The organism is Cohnella panacarvi Gsoil 349, assembly GCF_000515335.1.
Taxonomy (GTDB): domain Bacteria; phylum Bacillota; class Bacilli; order Paenibacillales; family Paenibacillaceae; genus Cohnella; species Cohnella panacarvi.
Window position 1 is genome coordinate 4,415,233 of sequence record NZ_KI911563.1, and the last position, 19,226, is coordinate 4,434,458.

Here is a 19,226-nt window from a genome sequence, read left to right on the forward strand (position 1 = left end):
TAATATCGGGTAACTGAGACGTTGGTGGGGTCAGCGAGCAGGAGATGTCCGAAAAAATCGGATAACTGAGACGTTCGAGGGGTCAGCGAGCAGGAGATGTCCGAAAAAATCGGGTAACTGAGACGTTGGTGGGGTCAGCGAGCAGGAGATGTCCGAAAAAATCGGGTAACTGAGACGTTGGTGGGGTTAGCGAGCAGGAGGTGTCTGAAAAAATCGGGTAACTGAGACGTTGGTGGGGTTAGCGAGCAGGAGATGTCCGAAAAAATCGGGTAACTGAGACGTTGGTGGGGTTAGCGAGCAGGAGATGTCCGAAAAAATCGGGTAACTGAGACGTTGGTGGGGTCAGCGAGCAGGAGATGTCCGAAAAAATCGGGTAACTGGCCCGTAGGAGGGGTTAGCGAGCAGGAGATGCCCGAAAAAATCGGGTAACTGGCCCGTAGGAGGGGTTAGCGAGCAGGAGATGTCCGAAAAAATCGGGTATCTGAGACGTTGGTGGGGTCAGCGAGCAGGAGATGTCCGAAAATATCGAGTAACTGAGACATTCGCTATTTAGCCCCCTAATCCCTTTGGACACATTCCTTCACTCGAAGTACACTAAAATGAGTGGGGGAAATGTTCAGTGAAGAGACGCTTTTTCTGTAATGAGGACAAGAAGAAGGAATACGTGGGGCTAGTGGTCTCCGGGTATCGGACAGAGCACGTAGCACGGGAACACGGGATGTCTCCTTCTGCCTTACGAGAATGGGTGCGTCAATACTGGGATGAGGTAGAGGCTGATATGGTGAAAAAGAAGCAGCAAGCGGATCAACTCGCAAAAGAAACGCAAGATCTGCAGAAAAAATACGAACAGGCCATGAAGATGCTTGGCGAGAAAGAACTTGAGATCGCCATTCTCAGGGATCTGGTAAAAAAAACGACTCCACGGTCGAGTTCAGACTCCAAGTAGCCTTGCCATGGATTGCAGCGGGATACGCGATCAGGACAGTTCTTCGGATTTGCGGCGTCCCTCGTTCTACGTACTACTACCGATTGAAACATCCGCTAACCAAGCATGCTTCCAAAGGTGGTAGGCCCATCCCGGGGTACAGCTGGAACAATAGGAGCGAGAAAGTACCGGATGGGCGAATTAAGGGCTACATCCGGAATTTGCTCGCGCGCGAAGAGGAATCTACGTACGGCTACAGGAAGTTAACGAAATGTCTGCGGCGCCGCTATGGTCTTTGCATCAACAAGAAGAAGGTCTACAGACTCTGCAAGGCACTTGGCGTCCTAAAGCCACAACGAGAGATTACCAATCGAGTGCCTCGTAAGCTGGCCAACAATCGCGAGGTCACAGGGCCAAACCAACTGTGGCAGATGGACATTAAGTACGGCTACGTGACGGGAAAGCGTCGTCATTTCTACTTGGCCAGCATCATCGACGTTTTCGACCGCTGCATCGTCGCGTATCACCGTGGCAAAGCTTGTGACACCCAAGATATCAAACGGATCGTACACCATGGCTTGCTAAAGCGAGGCGTCTTTGAGGCTGACCAGCGGCTTGTTATACGTACGGATAATGGACCGCAGTTTATTAGCAACGCATTCCACGTGTATTCGGAGGAAATGGGCTTCGAGCACGAACGAACTCCCAATAAGACACCGAACAAGAACGCCTACATCGAATCGTTCCACAGCATTTTAGAAAGGGACTGCTACCAGCGGAATTCATTCGAAACTTACGAGCACGCCTTTACTGCAGTGGACAGATTTATTCGGTTTTACAATGAAAGACGGATGCATGGTAGTCTGCACGATTTAGCTCCTGCAGAGTACCTACGTCAATATGAACTCGGATTGCTCGAACCGCAAAAAATCGCGCTTTGATGCGTTACACCTAGAGTGTGGGCGAATGTGTCCAAACTTAGGGGGTTGAACCGTTCGAGGGGTCAGCGAGCAGGAGGTGTCCGAAAAAATCGGTTAACTGAGACGTTGGTGGGGTCAGCGAGCAGGAGATGTCCGAAAATATCGAGTAACTGAGACATTCGAGGGGTCAGCTAGCAGGAGATGTCCGAAAAAATCGGGTAACTGAGACGTTGGTGGGGTCAACGAGCAGGAGATGCCCGATGAAGTCGGGTATCTGGCCCTTAGGAGTGCAAAAATGCAGGAGATACCCGATAAAGTCGGATATCTCCTTATCCACGGCCGGTTAAACCCCGGCTCGAGCCGCCTCCAGCTTGTGCACCTTGTCGATGGTGCCGCCGCCGAGGCAGACGTCGCCGTCGTAGAACACCACGGCTTGGCCCGGCGTGACCGCTTTCTGCGGCGCGTCGAACGCGACGCCGTAGGTGCCGTCGCCTAGCGGCGTTATCGTAACGCCTTGGTCCGGCTGGCGGTAGCGGAACTTCGCCATGCACCGCAGCGGCGCCGTCGGCTCGCTCGGGCTGATCCAGTTGACGCCGGTCGCCGTCAATCCGACCGAGTATAGACTCGCGTGCGCGTCGCCCTGCACGACATACAATACGTTCGCCCCTAAATCCTTGTCCGCCACGAACCACGGTTCGCCGCTTCCCGAGCCGCCGATGCCGAGCCCTTGCCGCTGCCCGAGGGTGTAGTACATCAAACCGTCGTGCCGTCCTTTGACCTCGCCGCTGACCAGGTCCACCATGTTGCCGGGTCTCGCCGGCAAGTACTGGCTGAGGAACTCCTTGAAGTTCCGCTCGCCGATGAAGCATACGCCGGTGCTGTCTTTTTTCTTCGCCGTGTACAGACCGGCTTCTTCCGCGATCTTGCGCACGTCGGGCTTCTGCAAATGGCCGATCGGGAACATCGCCCGCGACAACTGGGATTGATTGAGCGCGTGGAGGAAGTAAGTTTGGTCCTTGTTGTTATCTACTCCCCGCAGCAAACGGTACTCTCCGTCAACCAGCGACACCCTCGCGTAGTGGCCGGTCGCGATGACGTCCGCGCCTAAGTCGAGCGCCTTCTGCAGGAATTCCCCGAATTTGATTTCCCGGTTGCACATGACGTCGGGATTCGGCGTCCGTCCCCTGCGGTATTCTTCGAGGAAGTATTCGAACACTTTGTCGTAATATTCCGCTTCGAAGTTCACCGTATAATAGGGGATGCCGATCTGGTCGCACACGCGGCGCACGTCCTCCGCGTCTTCCTCGGCGGTGCATACGCCGAATTCGTCGGTATCGTCCCAGTTTTTCATGAACACGCCGATGACGTCGTAGCCTTGCCGTTTAAGCAACAGCGCCGTGACGGAGGAATCGACGCCCCCCGACATGCCCACGACGACGCGTACTTTGGAAGGGTCCGGAAACCGATCTGCATAAACATTGTCGATCATCTATATTCACTCCTTGACGGATTTCCTCTCGATGAATAAGCCTACGGCTCTTCATTAGTGTAGCATACTCGCGCAAGCAACTCACACGCGGCTTGTCCCGTCATGAATATGTCAACTTTTTTTTGACCACAACGTAAGTAGATGTGATAACATAGATATGATATGGGGATACCCTCCAATTCTCCGGATGGTCGGACAGTACGTTACACGATTTCGCGCTTCCGACGAGAAAGCAGGTGTTGAATTTGAAAATTTCGACGAAGGGCCGTTACGGCTTAACGATTATGATGGAACTTGCGGCTAAATTCGGCGAAGGTCCGATTTCCTTGAAAAGCATTGCCGAGAAGAACGCGCTCTCCGAGCATTATCTCGAGCAACTCATCGCTCCGTTGCGCAACGCAGGATTGGTCAAAAGCGTCAGGGGCGCGTACGGCGGATACATTCTGTCGAAGGAACCGGATTCGATTTCCGCCGGCGACGTCATTCGCATTCTCGAAGGTCCGATCAGCCCCGTTGATTTCACCGAGGAGGATGATCCGGCGAAGCGGGATTTATGGCTGCGCATCCGGGACAGCATCGCGCAGGTGCTGGACTCGACGTTGCTCACCGACCTGATCCATTTCAAAGGCGAAGGCAAAGCGGATAACTATATGTTCTACATCTAAAAGAAGGTGCAAGGCATTGAGCTCCATCTATTACGACCATGCCGCCACCACTCCGATGCACGAGGACGTTATTCGGGCGTACGTCGAAGCTGCGAGCGCTGGGCCGGGCAACGCGTCCAGCCTGCATGCGCTAGGGCGCGCGGCAAGAAGCCGAATAACGGCGGCCAGAGATACGTTGGCGCGCTGCTTGGGCTGCGAGGCGTCGGAGCTCGTGTTCACGAGCGGCGGCACCGAGAGCGATAACGCGGCTCTGTTCGGCGCCGCATGGGCGCAGCGCGACAAGGGCCGCACCGGCATCGTCACGTCGGCGATCGAGCATCATGCGGTCTTGCATGCATGCCGCCAATTGGAGAAGCAAGGCTTCAAGCTCACCGTCCTTCCCGTCGACGGCCAAGGCCGCGTGTCGATCGCAGACGCGAAGGCAGCCATCGACGATACGACGGCGGTCGTCAGCATCATGGCCGGTAACAATGAGACGGGAACGTTACAGCCTGTCGCCGAGATCGGCGAATGGGCTCGTTTACATAAAGCCGCGATGCACGTCGATGCGGTGCAGGCTTTCGGCTACTTGCCGATCGATCTGAGCGTCATGCCCATCGACCTCCTTAGCCTTTCCGCGCATAAGATCAACGGCCCTCAAGGCGTCGGATTGCTGTACGTACGCAAAGGCACGCCTTATCAGCCATTGCTGCACGGCGGCTCGCAAGAGCGCAAACGCAGAGCCGGCACGGAGAACGTCGCGGGCATCGCGGCGTTCGCGAAGGCGGCCGAACTGGCTGTTGCGGATCGCGATGGGCGCGTGAGACATGTCGAGACGATCCGGGATCGGTTCGTGTCGGAACTGACCCGCCTGATCGGCAAAGACGCGTTCGTCGTGAACGCGGAAGCTGCCGCAAGATTGCCCCACATCGCTAACGTTAGCTTCGCGGGCATCCGGTCCGAGAACATGCTGATGAATCTCGACCTGTCCGGCGTGTCGGCTTCCGGCGGATCGGCGTGCACTTCGGGCTCGTTGCAACCTTCCCATGTGCTTCAAGCGATGGGGCTGTCGCCAGAAATCGTTGCATCCGCCGTAAGATTTAGCTTCGGATTGGGCAATACTAGCGAAGAAGCTGAAAAAACGGCACAAATTATTGCAACCATTTGGGCGCGGCTGCGTAATTAATAGCAGAAGTCCTTATCGAGGGGCGCAGGATGATCCAAATTCAACAAGTGCTCGGCCTTCCGGTGCTGCTCCAAAGCGGCAGGCGGGTAGGAAGAGTCAAAGATATACGATTCGACGAATTTTGGAGTTTGAGCGGCGTCGTGCTTGACCACCGCGTGTGGTTACGCAAAGCGTATAAAGTCGTCCATTGGAACGACGTCGTCTCCTGCGGGCCGGATGCCATGTTCATTCGCGACAATGCGGAGATAACGATCGTCGACAAGAAGCGGCTTCTTCGCACCTACCATACCGGCGTCATCCAATTGAAGGACATGCCGGTCTATACCAAAGAGGGTCTGCGTCTCGGCGATATAACGGACGTTTATTTTAAAGAGACGGCGGGAAAACAGATAATAGGATACGAGTTGACGGACGGCTTTCTTGCGGACGTGATGGAAGGGCGCAAACGGTTGTTTTTGCCGGATCAGCCCGAGAACGTCGTGATCGGCGAGAATGCCTTAATCGTACCTGCCTCGTACGAGCGGGTATTGGAGAGAGACCAAACGCGGAAAGTGACAGGTGAAGACGGATGATGAGATGCCCGAACTGCAATTCCAAAGATATCGGTAAAATCGGTTCCCATCAATTTTATTGCTGGAGCTGTTTCATCGAACTGACGGTGAACGGAGAGAAAATGTCGGTGTACCAAGTCGAGGAAGACGGTACGCTTAGCTCGCTTGACGACCTTTTCTTCAGCGAATCGGAAGTTCCGCAAGTGCACGCGAATTAACCCGTACCCAGCATAGAATGCGAGAATCGCGCCGGCGCTCCTTCGAGGAGCTTGCCGGCGCGTTTTGTTTGCTGCTCCCCGGTTGGTTTAGACGCGCGGACAAGTACATATAATGGGAAGGAGCGTATCGATTCGCTTGCGGCTATACAGGGGGTGGAGAGTTGAACCGGTTTGCTCAAAGCCGTCTATTTACCGTGCTGATCTATACGATTCTCATCCTGCTCGTGTTGTTTCTGCTCGTGCTGGTGCGGCCGATGCTGCTGTCCGTGTGGGGGTTTCTGAAGGCGGTGCTTGCTCCTTTCCTCGTGGCGATGATCATATCCTACGTCCTTAACCCGATCGTCAACCTGCTGCACAATCGCAAGGTGCCCCGAACGGCGGCCGTGCTGCTGATCTATGCGGTGTTCATCTCGGCGTGCGTCGTCATACTCGTGAACGTCATCCCGATGTTCATGAAGCAGGCGGAGGAGCTGGGGGAACATATGCCGGAGCTGACGATGCGCGCGCAGAACGTCGTTGACCAATTCAACAATCCGGCGACGCTCCCGGAAAGCGTCAGGGACGGCATCAACAAATCGATCGAAGGCTTCGAGAAGCGGATCGAGGAGCAAATCGCGGGCTTTCTGAACAACTTGGGAGCGGTCGTTAACGTGCTGTTCGTCGCGATGATCGTCCCTTTTCTCGCTTTTTACATGATGAAGGATATGGACGTGTTCGAGAGGGCGGCGCTGCAATATGTTCCGCGGGCTCACCGGAAGAGCGCCATCCGGCTCATGAAGGATATCGACGCGGCGCTCGGCAGCTACATTCGCGGTCAATTCATCGTATCGCTTTGCATCGGAGTGCTGGCGTACATCGGCTATTTGATCATCGGGATGCCGTATCCGCTTCTGATGGCGGGATTCGTCATGCTGTTCGATATCATTCCGTACCTCGGTCCGTTCTTCGGCGCGCTTCCCGCGCTGCTCATGGCAACGACGATTTCTTGGAAAATGGTGCTGCTCGTCGTCATCGTCAATATGCTGTGCCAGAACATCGAGAGCAACGTGATCAGTCCGCAGGTCGTCGGCCGCTCGATGAGAATGCACCCGCTCACGATTATTCTCGTCCTGCTTGTCGGCGGCAAGCTGGCCGGCATCGTCGGCATGATTCTCGCCGTTCCTTTCTACGCGGCGATGAAAGTCGTCGCGCAGCATCTGGGCGCGTACTATATTCGTCGAAAAACCGTTTGACAGCGCGGATTACGGTTGACTATAATTTAAATGTTAACCGCATATGGCAACGCATTGACGAAACATGAGTACTTTGCAGACCGCAAGATCAGAGAGAAGATTTCATACGCGTTCTTACGAGCCGTTACACGGACTCGCGCGAACGTCGTTTGGCTGAGAGAATCTTCCTTGCGAAGGGCATAGGAAGCCGGTTTCCGAGCGCGGACGAAATCCGCCGGCGAAGGCCGTTACGACTTGCAGAGGAGATTGCGCGCTTCGCGCGCGCGATAACCAGGGTGGTACCGCGAAGACATTCGTCCCTGAATTTATTCAGGGGCTTTTTTTAATTGTATCCCCCGAAAGCGACTCTCTCTCAGGGGTCCCCGAAAAGCAATCGGAACAGACTTCGAAGCCCCAAGATCAAAACGTAATTTAAACTCTATTTCTATCTGGAGGAATTACCCGTGAAACCGATGAAAGCCGCTGAAATCCGTGCCAAATGGCTGGAATTTTTCGCAAGCAAAGGACACCAAATTGAGCCGAGCGCGCCGCTCGTGCCGCATAACGATCCGTCCCTGCTATGGATCAACGCCGGCATGGCGCCGCTGAAGCCTTACTTCGACGGCCGCGTGAAGCCGGAAAATCCGCGCATCGCGAACTCGCAGAAGTGCATCCGCACGAACGACATCGAGAACGTCGGCAAGACGCGCCGTCACCACACGTTGTTCGAGATGCTCGGCAACTTCTCGATCGGCGATTACTTCAAAGAAGAAGTCATCACCTGGGCGTGGGAGTTCCTGACGAGCCCGCAATGGATCGGCTTCGAGCCGGAGAAACTGTCGGTAACCGTCTATCCGGAGGACAAAGAAGCGTTCAAGTTCTGGAACGAGAAGATCGGCCTGCCGGCCGAGCGCATCATTAAGCTGCAGGACAACTTCTGGGATATCGGCGAAGGTCCTTGCGGTCCATGTACGGAAATTTTCTACGACCGCGGGGACAAGTACGGCGAACTGTCCGACCCGGAATGCTTCCCCGGCGGAGAGAACGAGCGTTTCCTCGAAGTATGGAACCTCGTGTTCTCGCAGTTCAACCATAACAAGGACGGCAGCTATACGCCGCTTCCGAACAAGAACATCGATACGGGCGCGGGTCTCGAGCGTATTACGTCGATCGTGCAGGACGTCGACTCGAACTTCGACACCGATCTGTTCATGCCGTACATCGAGCGTACGAGCGCGATCTCGGGCATCAAGTACAAGACGAACGCGGAGTACGACGTCGCGTTCAAAGTCATCGCGGATCATATCCGCATGGTTACGTTCGCGGTAGGCGACGGCGTATTGCCTTCCAACGAGGGCAGAGGCTACATCATTCGCCGCTTGCTACGCCGCGCCGTGCGATACGGCAAAGTGCTCGGCATCGACCGTCCGTTCCTGTGGGAGCTGACGGCGACCGTAGGCGAAGTCATGGGAAGCTACTATCCGGAAGTGCTCGAGAAGCGCGAATTCATCGAGAAAGTCATTCGGACCGAGGAAGAGCGGTTCCACGAGACGTTGACGGACGGCCTATCGATTCTCGCCGAGCTGTGCGCCAAAGCGCGCGCGGAAGGCAAGAACGGAATTACCGGGCCGGACGCGTTCAAGTTGTACGATACGTACGGCTTCCCGTTCGACCTAACCGAAGACTACGCGACCGAGCAAGGCATGACGGTCGACCGCGAAGGCTTCGACGCGGCAATGGAAGGGCAGCGCGAGCGAGCACGCGCCGCGCGTCAAGAGACGGACAGCATGAAGGTTCAAGGCGGCCCGCTCGCCGATTATACGGACAAGAGCGAGTTCATCGGATACGATCAACTCGCTGCGGAAGCACGCGTCGTCGCGATCGTCGCCGATAATCGCTTCGTGGATGCGGCCGGCGTGGACGAGAAAGTGCTCGTCCTACTCGACCGGACGCCGTTCTACGCCGAAAGCGGCGGACAGGTGAGCGACGTCGGCACGCTGACAGGGAACGGCACGATCGCCGAAGTGCTCGGCCTGACCAAGGCTCCTTACGGCCAACATGTACACCAGGTGACGATTACCGCCGGCGCGCTGCGCGTAGGCGATACCGTTAAAGCCGCGGTGAACGCGGCGGAGCGCGGCGACACGATCAAAAACCATACGGCTACTCACTTGCTCCACAAAGCGCTCAAAGAATTGCTCGGAGAGCATGTCAACCAAGCGGGATCGCTCGTCGGACCGGAACGGCTTCGCTTCGACTTCTCGCATTTCGGCGCGGTTACGCCGGAAGAGCTGGCGGACATCGAGCGTCGCGTGAACGAGCAAATTTGGGTGGGCACGGAGCTCGACGTCTCCTTGAAGCCGATCGCGGAAGCGAAGGCGATGGGCGCTATGGCGCTCTTCGGCGAGAAGTACGGCGATATCGTCCGCGTCGTTCGCGTAGGAGACTACAGCCTTGAGCTTTGCGGCGGCTGCCATGTACGCAACACGTCGCAGATCGGCTTGTTCAAGATCGTCAGCGAAGGCGGAATCGGGTCCGGCGTACGCCGGATCGAAGCGGTGACCGGCAAAGGCGCTTACAACTATCTAGACGATCAATTGGGCTTGCTGAAGCAGGCGGCCGCGCTTCTGAAGTCCAATGTCGCGGACGTGCCGAAGCGGATCGAAGCGGCGCAAGCCGAAGCTCGCCAGCTGCAGCGCGACAACGAATCGCTGCAAAGCAAGCTTAGCCGCCTGGAAGCGGCCGACCTTGTCGGCCAAGCCAAGTCGGTCGGCGGCGTCACGCTGCTTGCCGCGCAAGTGAACGCGAGCGGCATGGATGCGCTTCGCGGCGTGGCCGACGAGCTGAAGGCGAAGCTCGGCTCTGCCGTGCTGGCCCTCGGCGCCGTGGACGGCGACAAAGTCAATCTGATCGTCGCCGTAACGAACGATTTGGTCGGCAAAGGACTCCACGCGGGCAAGCTAATCAAAGAGATCGCCGCGATTTGCGGAGGCGGAGGCGGAGGCAAGCCCGAGCTTGCGCAAGCGGGGGGCAAGGATCCTTCCAAGCTCGCGGAAGCGCTCGCTGCCGCGGAGCGACTCGTATCGGCGCAAGCGTGATTTCCTGTCCATTGAAGAATATGATATGATGAATACAAAGAACGACATGTGCGTTAATAGGAGAGCGAGGTGCAGGCTATGAGTCAGCCGGATAAGAACCATTTAGATCTAACCGTCAAGTTCGACGTTATCGCAGACCCCCAAGAGATTTCGTCCCGCGATATTCTGTTCTTGGTTCATGATGCGCTACAAGAGAAGGAATACAACCCGATTAACCAGATCGTCGGTTATCTGCTGTCCGGTGATCCGGCTTATATCCCTCGCCATAATAACGCGCGCAGCCTGATTCGGAAGAAGGAACGCGACGAGCTGATCGAAGAGCTCGTCCGGTTCTATCTTCAGCAGAACCGCTAACCGATGCGCACGATGGGGCTCGATTACGGGGAACGGCGGATCGGTGTTGCGATCAGCGATGCTTTCGGGTGGACGGCGCAGGGCTCCGAGGTCATCGATAAGAAGCTCGTCAAAGACGAGCTCGGACGAATCGAAGAGCTCGTCAAGCTGCATGAGGTCGATAACGTCATCGTTGGACTGCCGAAGAACATGAACGGCACGATCGGACCAAGTGGGGAAAATTGCATCGCATTCGCGGAGCGCCTCAAACAGAAACTAGGATTACCCGTCCAATTATGGGATGAAAGGCTAACGACCGTCGCGGCGGAGCGGACATTGCTCGAAGCGGACGTCAGCCGCAGCAAGCGGAAGCAAGTCATCGACAAGATGGCAGCCGCCATCTTGTTGCAAAGTTATCTAGACTCGAAATCAAAGTGAGGGAAGCCCATGACTGACAACAACCATCTCCACGACGAAGAAGAAGCGGAAATTATTTATATCCCGGACGGCGAGGGCAACGAAGAGGCGTTCGAGGTTATTATGAGGTTCGAGCTCGATGACGGCACCGACCGCAAATACATCATGGTCGTTCCCGCCGAAGACGACGGAGAAGAAGAACAAGAAGTGTTCGCTTTCCGGTACGAGGAAGAGAACGACGATATTCAGCTGTTCCCGATCGATGATCCCGCCGAATGGGATATGGTGGAGGAAACGTTCAATACGCTCATCGGAGAGTTCGACGAAGCCGAAGGTGACAAAGCGTGAGCGAAAGCGGAGCGTTGCGCCGGCAGTACGGCAACACGATCGAGCTGAACGGAGAGCAGGAAGCTTACGAAATACTGGCCGAATTGACCGTGAACGGAACGCAGTACGCGGTGCTGCAATCGGGATCGATGCAAGGCGAAGACGCGATCGAGGTGTTTCGGGTCGTGGAAGGCGAGCAAGGAAGCTTGCAGCTGGAGACGGTCGAAGACGACGACGAGTGGGAATCGGTAGCCGAAGCTTACGACGACGCGCAATTTGGCAGTGACGATCAGCCCTGATGTTGAAAGAATCGAAAGAGCGGGAGACCGCTCTTTTTCACCATGTTAGAGGGCTTGCTGGAGGGGAAACATAAGCGTGGCTAGAGACGATGAGTCGCAATCGAATGGCTGGAAATCGTATTACGGCAGCCGATTGAACGACGGTAAAGACGAGGATGACGTAGAGACGCTGAAAGCCGAGCGAGATCAGCTGCGGGAACAGTACGCGTCTAAGCAGAAAGAAGCCGACGTGGAAGAAAGCACGCTCAAGTTCGAAGGCTTAGCGCAGCAAATTCGCGAGGAGATGCCTCTCGCGCAAGAGCCGGTCGAATCGGCGAGGCTCTTCAGAGATCCGAGATCCGCCGTGCCGGCCCAGCAAGCGCCGGACGAGCAGCAGCCGCCAAAGGCGAGGACGAGCAACACGACCTACGTGCCGCGCCGTAAGCCGAAAGTGTTCTTATGGTCGTTCCTGATCGCGCTGGGCATTGTATTGTCTATCGGAGCGGGGGCGTTATTCTACCTATGGAACGGTTTGCGTCCGCCTGCGGCAGGAGAGCCGATCGAAGTGATTATTACGCCGGGCATGCGGGCGCAGAAGGTCGCCGAGCTTCTCGAGGAAAAAGGACTTATTCGTAACGCATTCCTATTCAGCGGCTGGATGAAACTGAAGGACGAAGGCTCGCGTTTCCAAGCGGGAGTATACAAGCTTAAGCCCGGCATGACAAGGGAAGAAATCGTCGCCAAGTTCGATGCGGGCGATATCGTTGCCGCCGCGACGATCCGCTTCACGATTCCGGAAGGCTTCACGGTGCAACAAATCTCCCAAAGGCTGGCGGATGCGGGAGCGGCGGACCGAACGAAGTTCCTCGATGCGGCGAAGAGCCCTTCGTTATGGACCGGTTCGTCATGGACGTCGGCGCTGCCGGCGGACGGCTCGCTAAGGTACCCGCTCGAAGGTTATCTGTTCCCGGATACGTACGAGTTTAAACGCGGCGCGACGGAAGCGGAGATCATTAACCGGATGCTTGCCGAGCTGGACCGCAAGCTCGATCAGTTGCCCGAGGATTGGCAGACCGAGCTTGAGGAACGCGGGCTTACGGTACATCAGTTGCTTACGATCGCGTCTCTTATCGAGCGCGAAGTCGTGATCGACGAAGAACGCCCGATCGTCTCGAGCGTCATTCAGAACCGTCTGAACAAAAAGATGCCGCTGCAGATCGACGCAACGATTCAATACTTGCTCGATAAGCAGAAAGAGCGCCTGCTGCAAGAAGACTTGAAGGTCGAAAGCCCGTATAATACGTACTTGAACCCCGGTCTTCCGCCCGGACCGATCGCAACGCCGAGCTACAAATCGATCGAAGCCGCGCTGTACCCGGACAAGACCGACTTCCTTTACTACGTAACGAAGAAAGACGGCACCAACACGCATTTGTTCGCCGTCACCTATAAGCAGCATCAGAAGAACATTCAGACGAGCGAGAAGAACGAGAAGAACGCCAAGTCCTAAAGAAGACGCGCTCCATGAAGCGCGCCTCGGCCCGGATTACGCGATTAACGCAAGCGCCTGCGATCAGGCGCGTCGTTAGTCGCGTGCCGGGCTTCAGATTTGAGAGGTGAATTGTACAATGACATCGACCATTCCCGAACTGCTCGTCTCCGCAGGATCAATCGAGCAACTCGAACGCTATATACAAGCCGGCGCTTCGGCAGTTCTTATCGGAGAAGCGAAGTTCGGCATGCGGCAACCCGGCGATATCGGCGCCGATCAATTGCCGGAAGCCGTCGCGGCCGCTCATCGATTAGGCGCGAAAGCCTACGTGAACGTCAATAAGCTATTCCGCAACGACGAGTTGCGCGATTTGCCGGCGTACTTGCGCGCCGTGCAGGAAGCTCATGCGGACGGCATCGTCTTCGGCGATCCGGCCGTGCTGATTAACGCTCGCGAGCATGCGCCGGAGCTCAAGCTGCATTGGAACGCAGAGATGACGGGGACGAACTCTTCGGCAGCTTCGTTCTGGGCTCGCCGCGGCGCCGTTCGCGCGGTCGTTGCCCGCGAGCTGAACGGCGAGGAGATCGCCGATCTCCGGAGCCGAATCGATATCGGGCTTCAAGTCCAAGCGCACGGAATGACGAATATTTATCATTCCCACCGCAACTTGCTCGAAAGCTACATCCAGCATATCGGACGCGACGCCACGCTCATTCGAAAAGGAGCCGACCAGGGCTTGTTCCTCGTCGAGACCGAGCGGCCGGACGAGAAGTTCCCGGTGTACGAGGACGCGAACGGTACCCATGTCATGAGTCCGGACGATATTTGTCTGCTCGAGGCGCTCGATGAGTTGCTCGAAGCGGGCGTTGACAGCTTCTACGTAGAGCCGCTGTTGAAGCCGGACGAATATAATGTAACGGTGCTTAAGAGCTATCGGGCGGCACTGGAAGCCTGGCAGCAGGATCCCGGCGCATACCGCTTCAATGACGAGTGGCTCGCGCCCATCCGCAACCTTCAGAACCCGGACCGCGAGCTCGGATTCGGATTTTTGTATAAAGAACAAGTTTATTAAAGGCAATAGGAAGGAGGAAATTCAACGATGTCACAACCTGCTACGATAGAGGTCAAATCGAGATACGGTAAGCGTCACCGTCTCGCTAAGCCGGAACTGCTCGCGCCTGCGGGCAATCTCGAGAAGCTCAAGTTCGCGGTTCACTACGGCGCGGACGCGGTGTATATCGGCGGACAGCAATACGGCCTGCGCTCCAACGCGGACAACTTCAGCTTCGAGGAAATGCGCGAGGGCGTGGAGTTCGCGGCCAAGTACGGCGCGAAGGTGTTCGTCGCGACGAATATCTATGCGCACCAGGAAGACTTAGACGGCATCGCCGATTACTTGCGCGAGCTCGAGAAAGCGGGAATCGCCGCTATCATCGCCGCCGATCCCGCGATCGTGGAAGTCGCGATGAAGGTCGCGCCGAAGCTGGAAGTCCACCTGAGCACGCAGCAATCGACGATGAACTGGCAAGCGGTTCAATTCTGGAAAGAAGAAGGGCTTCCTCGGGTCGTGCTCGCCCGCGAGACGACGATGGATGAAATCCGCGAAATGAAACGGAAGGTGGACATCGAGCTCGAAGTGTTCATTCACGGGGCCATGTGCTCGTCGGTTTCCGGGCGCTGCGTCCTCTCCAACCATTTTACCGACAGGGATTCGAATCGCGGGGGCTGCTGCCAGTCTTGTCGCTGGAAATACGATCTGCACGCGGACGAAACCTCCGTCATGGAGCCCGGCCAGAATCTATTCACGATGGGCTCGAAAGATCTGTGCATGATCCAGCATATCCCCGATCTGATCGACGCGGGCGTCGATAGCTTCAAGATCGAAGGACGGATGAAGAGCATTCATTACGTCGCCTCCGTCGTTAACGCCTATCGCCAAGCGATCGACGCTTACATGGACAATCCGGAGACGTATGAATTGCGTCAGGAGTGGGTCGACGAAATCGGCAAAGCCGCGAACCGTCCGCTCAACACCGGCTTCTTCTACACGGTTCCGGGAGCCGAGGAGCATATTTACGAAGCGGAAGAAAAACCGGCGCCTTACGACTTCGCGGCCATCGTGACCGACTACGACGAAGCGACCGGAACGGCGATCGTCCAACAACGCAGCCCGTTCCGTCCTGGCATGGAAGTCGAGTTTATCGGTCCGGGCGGCAGACATTTCAAACAGCTCGTGGGCGAATTGACGGACGAGGCGGGCAACCCGCTGACGGTCGCCCGGCATCCGTTGCAGCGCATCCGGATCTCCGTCGATCACCCGGTGCGGCCGTTCGATCTCATGCGCAAGAAAATCGGATAAAATAACTCACTTTTCGCGTAAAAATTTTTAATTTATTTTTAATATGAAGAGGAGTTTAGTTCGGACTTGTCGAATTGTCTCTCTAAAGTTATTCCTTGGCATTCATCTGCCGAGGGGATGAGGGAGACTCCGACAAGTCCTTTTTATTACAGCGATGTCAGTCGTCACTACGAAGAAGAGGGTGTTACACAGATGAAGAAATCGTTCCGAGAACGTGTAGATTCGATTAACTGGAAAAAAGGCGCCGAAAGTGTAAGCGTTTTTTCTAAAAAGGTCGGCGGGCAATTGAAGGGGACGAAGCTCGAGAATCCGATTCGTTCCGTCGGCATGAAACTATTCTTGCTTATTTTTTGCAGCATTCTCGCGTGCGTCCTCTGTCTAGGATGGTTCTCGTATTCGAAATCCAGCTCGATCATTAAGCAGAAAGTCGCGGATGCGACGACCCAGACCACCGCACAGACGGCCGGCAAAATGAGCCTCTTGCTTGAAGGGTACGAGAGGGCATCGCTGCAATTCATTACGGATAGCGATTTTATGGGATACTTGAGCACGCTTGGAGTCACGAAGGACGACTACGAGCTGTTCGACACGGCCCGCAAGCTGAACGATAAGCTGAACGCCGTCGTCATGGCTGACAGCAGCTATGAAACGATTTCGCTCGTTCCGAAAAACCCGAGCGATCAGTTCATCACGACGGGAAGCTCCACGAATAAAGACGCGGTTTTGAACGCGCCGTTTTTGGCCAAGATCGACGAAGGCAACGGTAGAGCTTATTGGGTTCCGACGATGGCTAAGGGACTGGACGGTTCCCGCAACGAGCCTACGTTTGCCGTCGGACGCAAGCTCAGCCAAGGCAAGGAGTATTACTTGATCTTGGAAATCAAGATCAAAGCAATTTCCGACCAGATGGCGGGCGTCGACTTAGGAGAAGGAAGCAGTACGTATATCGTCTCGGAAGAAGGATCGATCGTATACGGACCGGACACCGAGACAATGGGCTCTTCGTATTCATACGGCATTCCGAGCGTCGAGGAAGCGTCCACGGTTTCCATTGAAGGCACGGACAACCTGTCCGCCGCGGGATTGATCGAGATCAACGACTGGAAGCTTATTGGCAATATCCCGGTATCGTACATGGTTAAAGACGCTAAGCAGATCAGCACGCTGACATGGATCATCTCGCTCGTTGCAGCTCTGATCGCGGCAGGCATCGGTCTCATCGTCATGCTGACGGTAGGACGCCCGCTCGCGCAACTGCGTACGCTTATGAACGAAGGGGAGAAGGGCAACCTCACCGTTCGTTCCAATATCCGCAAGAAGGACGAGATCGGCCAGCTGTCCGACAGCTTCAACCGGATGATGGAAGAGATTACCGGACTCGTTCGCCAGACGAATGCGTCCGCGCAAGAGGTGCTCGAGACGGCGGTCGCTCTGACGGAGTCTTCGCGCAAAACGGCAGGCGCGGCGAAGGAAATCGCCGTGGCGACCGAAGAGATCGCGAACGGCGCTACGAACCTCGCCGTCGAATCGGAGAAAGGCACCGACTTGACGATTCAGATCGGCTCGCAGGTTCAATCCGTTATTAGTTCTAACGTACAGATGGGCCAATCGGCGGGCGAAGTCGAAGAGGCGAGCCGCAAAGGCTCCGAGTATATGGGCACGTTGATTCAGAAGACGGGACAGACGGAAGACATGACCCGTTCGATGGTCGACAAGGTAGACAAGCTCAAAGAAAGCACGAGTTCGATCCGTAAAATCTTGGACGTTCTCGGCAACGTATCCAAGCAGACGAACATCCTTTCACTTAACGCAACGATCGAAGCCGCTCGCGCCGGTACCGCCGGCAAAGGGTTCATGGTCGTCGCGGACGAAATTCGCAAGCTGGCGGATCAGTCGAGGCAATCGATCGGCGTCGTCGGCGAGATCGTGGAAAAAATCCAACGGGAAATCGACGAGACGGTATCCGTGCTGTCCGAGGCGTATCCGATCTTCCAAGAGCAGATCGAGTCGGTACGCGAGGCGAATCAAATTTTCTACGTCGTTCAAGACAACATGACCGATTTCGTGCAGCGTCTGGAAAATGCGACCGAGTCGGTACGCAACCTGGAAGGGGCGCAGACGACGCTGTCGCTCGCGATGAGCAACGTCAGCGCGGTCGCTCAAGAATCGTCGGCAACGTCCGAGCAGGTCGCATCGCTCAGCAACGAGCAGCTCAATATCAGCGACGGTCTCGTGCAATTGTCTAACAGACTTGAAGCGGTATCCGGCAAGCTGAAAGAGGCGCTCAGCCGGTTCACGGTGGTTTAATAGGTTGACATGTCAAGGGCAGTCCCGATAGGGACTGCCCTTGTTTTGCGTATGTTGGGAACTATGCGGTATGCGCCGGTTTGTACGATTAATCGTACAAACCTCAGCCTCGGACGATTACGCGAACTTCACCAGATAGTAGTTTTTCTTCCCGCGGCGAAGGACGATGAATTTGCCGTGCAGGCGTTCTTCTCTAGCAATCGTCGCGTTCGCGTCCGTCACCTTGCTGCCGTTCGCGAGTACGGCTCCGCTCTCGATGTCCGTGCGGGCCTGTCTACGGGACGGTGCGGCCTGCACGGCGATGAGCAGGTCCATCAGGCTGGACGATTCCGCGTCTTCGATCGTTGCGCTTGGCATATCCTGCAGCGCCTCGACGAGCTCCGCTTCGTTAAGCTGCGTAATGTCGCCGGAGAATAGCGCTTGCGTGATGCGCTCGGCGGCTTCCAGACCGTCGTCGCCGTGAACGAGGCGAGTGACTTCGCGGGCGAGCTCGCGCTGAGCGGCGCGCTTCTCCGGGCGCTCGGCGACTTCGGTCTCGAGCTCGGCGATTTGTTCTTTGGATAGCGGCGTGAAGTACTTCAAGAACTTCACGACGTCCGCGTCGTCCGTGTTGATCCAGAACTGGTAGAACTGATACACCGACGTTTTGCTGCGGTCCAGCCAGACCGCGCCGGATTCCGATTTGCCGAATTTTTTGCCGTCGCTCTTCGTGACGAGCGGCAAGGTCATGCCGAACGCGTCTCCGCCGCCCGTTTTGCCGATGAGATCCAGACCTGCGGTAATGTTGCCCCACTGATCGCTTCCACCGATTTGCAGGGAGCAGCCATGATTGACGTGAAGCTGTTGGAAGTCGTATGCCTGCAGGATCATGTAGCTGAACTCCGTGAACGAAATTCCGTTCGCAAGACGCGAGTCGACCGAGTCTTTGGCGAGCATGTAGTTGACGGTGAAGTTTTTGCCGATGTCGCGCAGGAACGAAATAATGTCCAGCGGTTTAATCCAATCGTAGTTGCTCACTAGGTTGGCGGGATTGCTTGCCGCATTGAAATCGAGGAAGCGGGCCAATTGGCCTTTCAAGCGCTCCGTCCATAATGCGACCGTCTCATCCGAATTCAGGGAGCGTTCGGTCGTACGTCCGCTCGGGTCTCCGATGAGACCCGTGCCGCCGCCGACAAGGGCGATCGGCTTATGTCCGGCCTGTTGGAAGCGGCGCAATACCAGGATCGGCAGCAGATGGCCGATGTGGAGGCTGTCCGCCGTCGGGTCGAACCCGGCGTACAGGGTAACCGACTCCTTCTGCAGCTTGGCGGCGAGCTCGTCGCGGTGCGTCGTCTGGTGAACAAGCCCCCGGAATTCCAAATCCTCCAGCAAAGCGTTGCTCGTGTTCGTGTGATTCGTGCTCATCATTGATCCTGTCTCCTTGTATTCATAATAACCAAAAAAGACCCGCCTCTGTCATAGACAGGGACGA

The 19,226-nt window shown here is 56.1% G+C and carries 18 protein-coding genes and 1 other annotated feature (1 of these 19 running past the window's edge); of the genes, 16 read left to right on the top strand and 2 right to left on the bottom strand.

Annotated features, from left to right (window positions below):
* Nucleotides 1–619 precede the first annotated feature (619 nt).
* Together COHPA_RS23945 and COHPA_RS0121080 are read left to right on the top strand one after the other, a co-directional pair.
* The gene (locus COHPA_RS23945; RefSeq protein WP_027086807.1) at nucleotides 620–946 is read left to right on the top strand and encodes a transposase; all 327 of its coding nucleotides are present in this window, start codon (nucleotides 620–622) and stop codon (nucleotides 944–946) included.
* A 2-nt stretch (nucleotides 947–948) separates the two neighbouring features.
* On the top strand, nucleotides 949–1,866 hold the full coding sequence (locus COHPA_RS0121080; protein WP_069202070.1) for an IS3 family transposase: 918 nt from the start codon (nucleotides 949–951) through the stop codon (nucleotides 1,864–1,866).
* Nucleotides 1,867–2,188: 322 nt separating this feature from the next.
* On the opposite strand, the gene mnmA is transcribed toward COHPA_RS0121080, so the two are convergent.
* Complete coding sequence (gene mnmA / locus COHPA_RS0121085) at nucleotides 2,189–3,334, bottom strand: tRNA 2-thiouridine(34) synthase MnmA (RefSeq protein ID WP_027088132.1); 1,146 nt, start codon at nucleotides 3,332–3,334, stop codon at nucleotides 2,189–2,191.
* Nucleotides 3,335–3,579: 245 nt separating this feature from the next.
* Between mnmA and cymR the strand changes: the two genes are divergently transcribed.
* The 14 genes from cymR (at nucleotide 3,580) to COHPA_RS0121155 (ending at nucleotide 17,755) form a co-directional block, all read left to right on the top strand.
* Nucleotides 3,580–3,999, top strand: coding sequence for a cysteine metabolism transcriptional regulator CymR (cymR, locus tag COHPA_RS0121090; RefSeq protein ID WP_035121589.1), 420 nt, complete (start codon nucleotides 3,580–3,582; stop codon nucleotides 3,997–3,999).
* A gap of 16 nt (nucleotides 4,000–4,015) precedes the next feature.
* On the top strand, nucleotides 4,016–5,164 hold the full coding sequence (locus tag COHPA_RS0121095) for a cysteine desulfurase family protein (protein ID WP_027088134.1): 1,149 nt from the start codon (nucleotides 4,016–4,018) through the stop codon (nucleotides 5,162–5,164).
* A gap of 29 nt (nucleotides 5,165–5,193) precedes the next feature.
* Entirely contained in the window at nucleotides 5,194–5,736 is a 543-nt protein-coding gene (locus COHPA_RS0121100) for a PRC-barrel domain-containing protein (RefSeq protein WP_027088135.1), read from the top strand.
* Complete coding sequence (locus COHPA_RS0121105) at nucleotides 5,733–5,933, top strand: hypothetical protein (RefSeq protein ID WP_035119714.1); 201 nt, start codon at nucleotides 5,733–5,735, stop codon at nucleotides 5,931–5,933. Before COHPA_RS0121100 ends, COHPA_RS0121105 begins: the two co-directional genes overlap by 4 nt.
* 161 nt (nucleotides 5,934–6,094) lie before the next feature.
* A complete protein-coding gene (locus tag COHPA_RS0121110) occupies nucleotides 6,095–7,165 on the top strand; it encodes an AI-2E family transporter (protein ID WP_027088137.1) in 1,071 nt (356 codons plus the stop codon).
* Between the two features lie 452 nt (nucleotides 7,166–7,617).
* Nucleotides 7,618–10,242, top strand: a complete 2,625-nt coding sequence (alaS, locus tag COHPA_RS0121115) for an alanine--tRNA ligase (RefSeq protein ID WP_035121594.1) — start codon at nucleotides 7,618–7,620, stop codon at nucleotides 10,240–10,242.
* Between the two features lie 78 nt (nucleotides 10,243–10,320).
* Nucleotides 10,321–10,596 (top strand): IreB family regulatory phosphoprotein, encoded by a 276-nt coding sequence (locus tag COHPA_RS0121120; protein ID WP_027088139.1) that lies wholly within the window; start codon nucleotides 10,321–10,323, stop codon nucleotides 10,594–10,596.
* A gap of 3 nt (nucleotides 10,597–10,599) precedes the next feature.
* On the top strand, nucleotides 10,600–11,013 hold the full coding sequence (ruvX, locus tag COHPA_RS0121125; RefSeq protein ID WP_027088140.1) for a Holliday junction resolvase RuvX: 414 nt from the start codon (nucleotides 10,600–10,602) through the stop codon (nucleotides 11,011–11,013).
* 9 nt (nucleotides 11,014–11,022) lie between these two features.
* Complete coding sequence (locus COHPA_RS0121130) at nucleotides 11,023–11,340, top strand: DUF1292 domain-containing protein (RefSeq protein ID WP_027088141.1); 318 nt, start codon at nucleotides 11,023–11,025, stop codon at nucleotides 11,338–11,340.
* On the top strand, nucleotides 11,337–11,618 hold the full coding sequence (locus tag COHPA_RS0121135) for a DUF1292 domain-containing protein (protein WP_027088142.1): 282 nt from the start codon (nucleotides 11,337–11,339) through the stop codon (nucleotides 11,616–11,618). Before COHPA_RS0121130 ends, COHPA_RS0121135 begins: the two co-directional genes overlap by 4 nt.
* 76 nt (nucleotides 11,619–11,694) lie before the next feature.
* The gene (gene mltG, locus COHPA_RS23950; protein WP_027088143.1) at nucleotides 11,695–13,107 is read left to right on the top strand and encodes an endolytic transglycosylase MltG; all 1,413 of its coding nucleotides are present in this window, start codon (nucleotides 11,695–11,697) and stop codon (nucleotides 13,105–13,107) included.
* A 118-nt stretch (nucleotides 13,108–13,225) separates the two neighbouring features.
* The gene (locus COHPA_RS0121145; protein WP_027088144.1) at nucleotides 13,226–14,161 is read left to right on the top strand and encodes a peptidase U32 family protein; all 936 of its coding nucleotides are present in this window, start codon (nucleotides 13,226–13,228) and stop codon (nucleotides 14,159–14,161) included.
* A 27-nt stretch (nucleotides 14,162–14,188) separates the two neighbouring features.
* Nucleotides 14,189–15,448 (top strand): peptidase U32 family protein, encoded by a 1,260-nt coding sequence (locus tag COHPA_RS0121150; protein WP_027088145.1) that lies wholly within the window; start codon nucleotides 14,189–14,191, stop codon nucleotides 15,446–15,448.
* 192 nt (nucleotides 15,449–15,640) lie between these two features.
* Nucleotides 15,641–17,755: a methyl-accepting chemotaxis protein gene (locus tag COHPA_RS0121155; RefSeq protein ID WP_027088146.1), complete on the top strand. Its 2,115-nt coding sequence runs from the start codon at nucleotides 15,641–15,643 to the stop codon at nucleotides 17,753–17,755.
* A 117-nt stretch (nucleotides 17,756–17,872) separates the two neighbouring features.
* On the opposite strand, the gene tyrS is transcribed toward COHPA_RS0121155, so the two are convergent.
* On the bottom strand, nucleotides 17,873–19,162 hold the full coding sequence (gene tyrS / locus COHPA_RS0121160; RefSeq protein WP_027088147.1) for a tyrosine--tRNA ligase: 1,290 nt from the start codon (nucleotides 19,160–19,162) through the stop codon (nucleotides 17,873–17,875).
* Between the two features lie 53 nt (nucleotides 19,163–19,215).
* Nucleotides 19,216–19,226: a binding site (T-box leader), on the bottom strand; it runs 225 nt beyond the window's last position.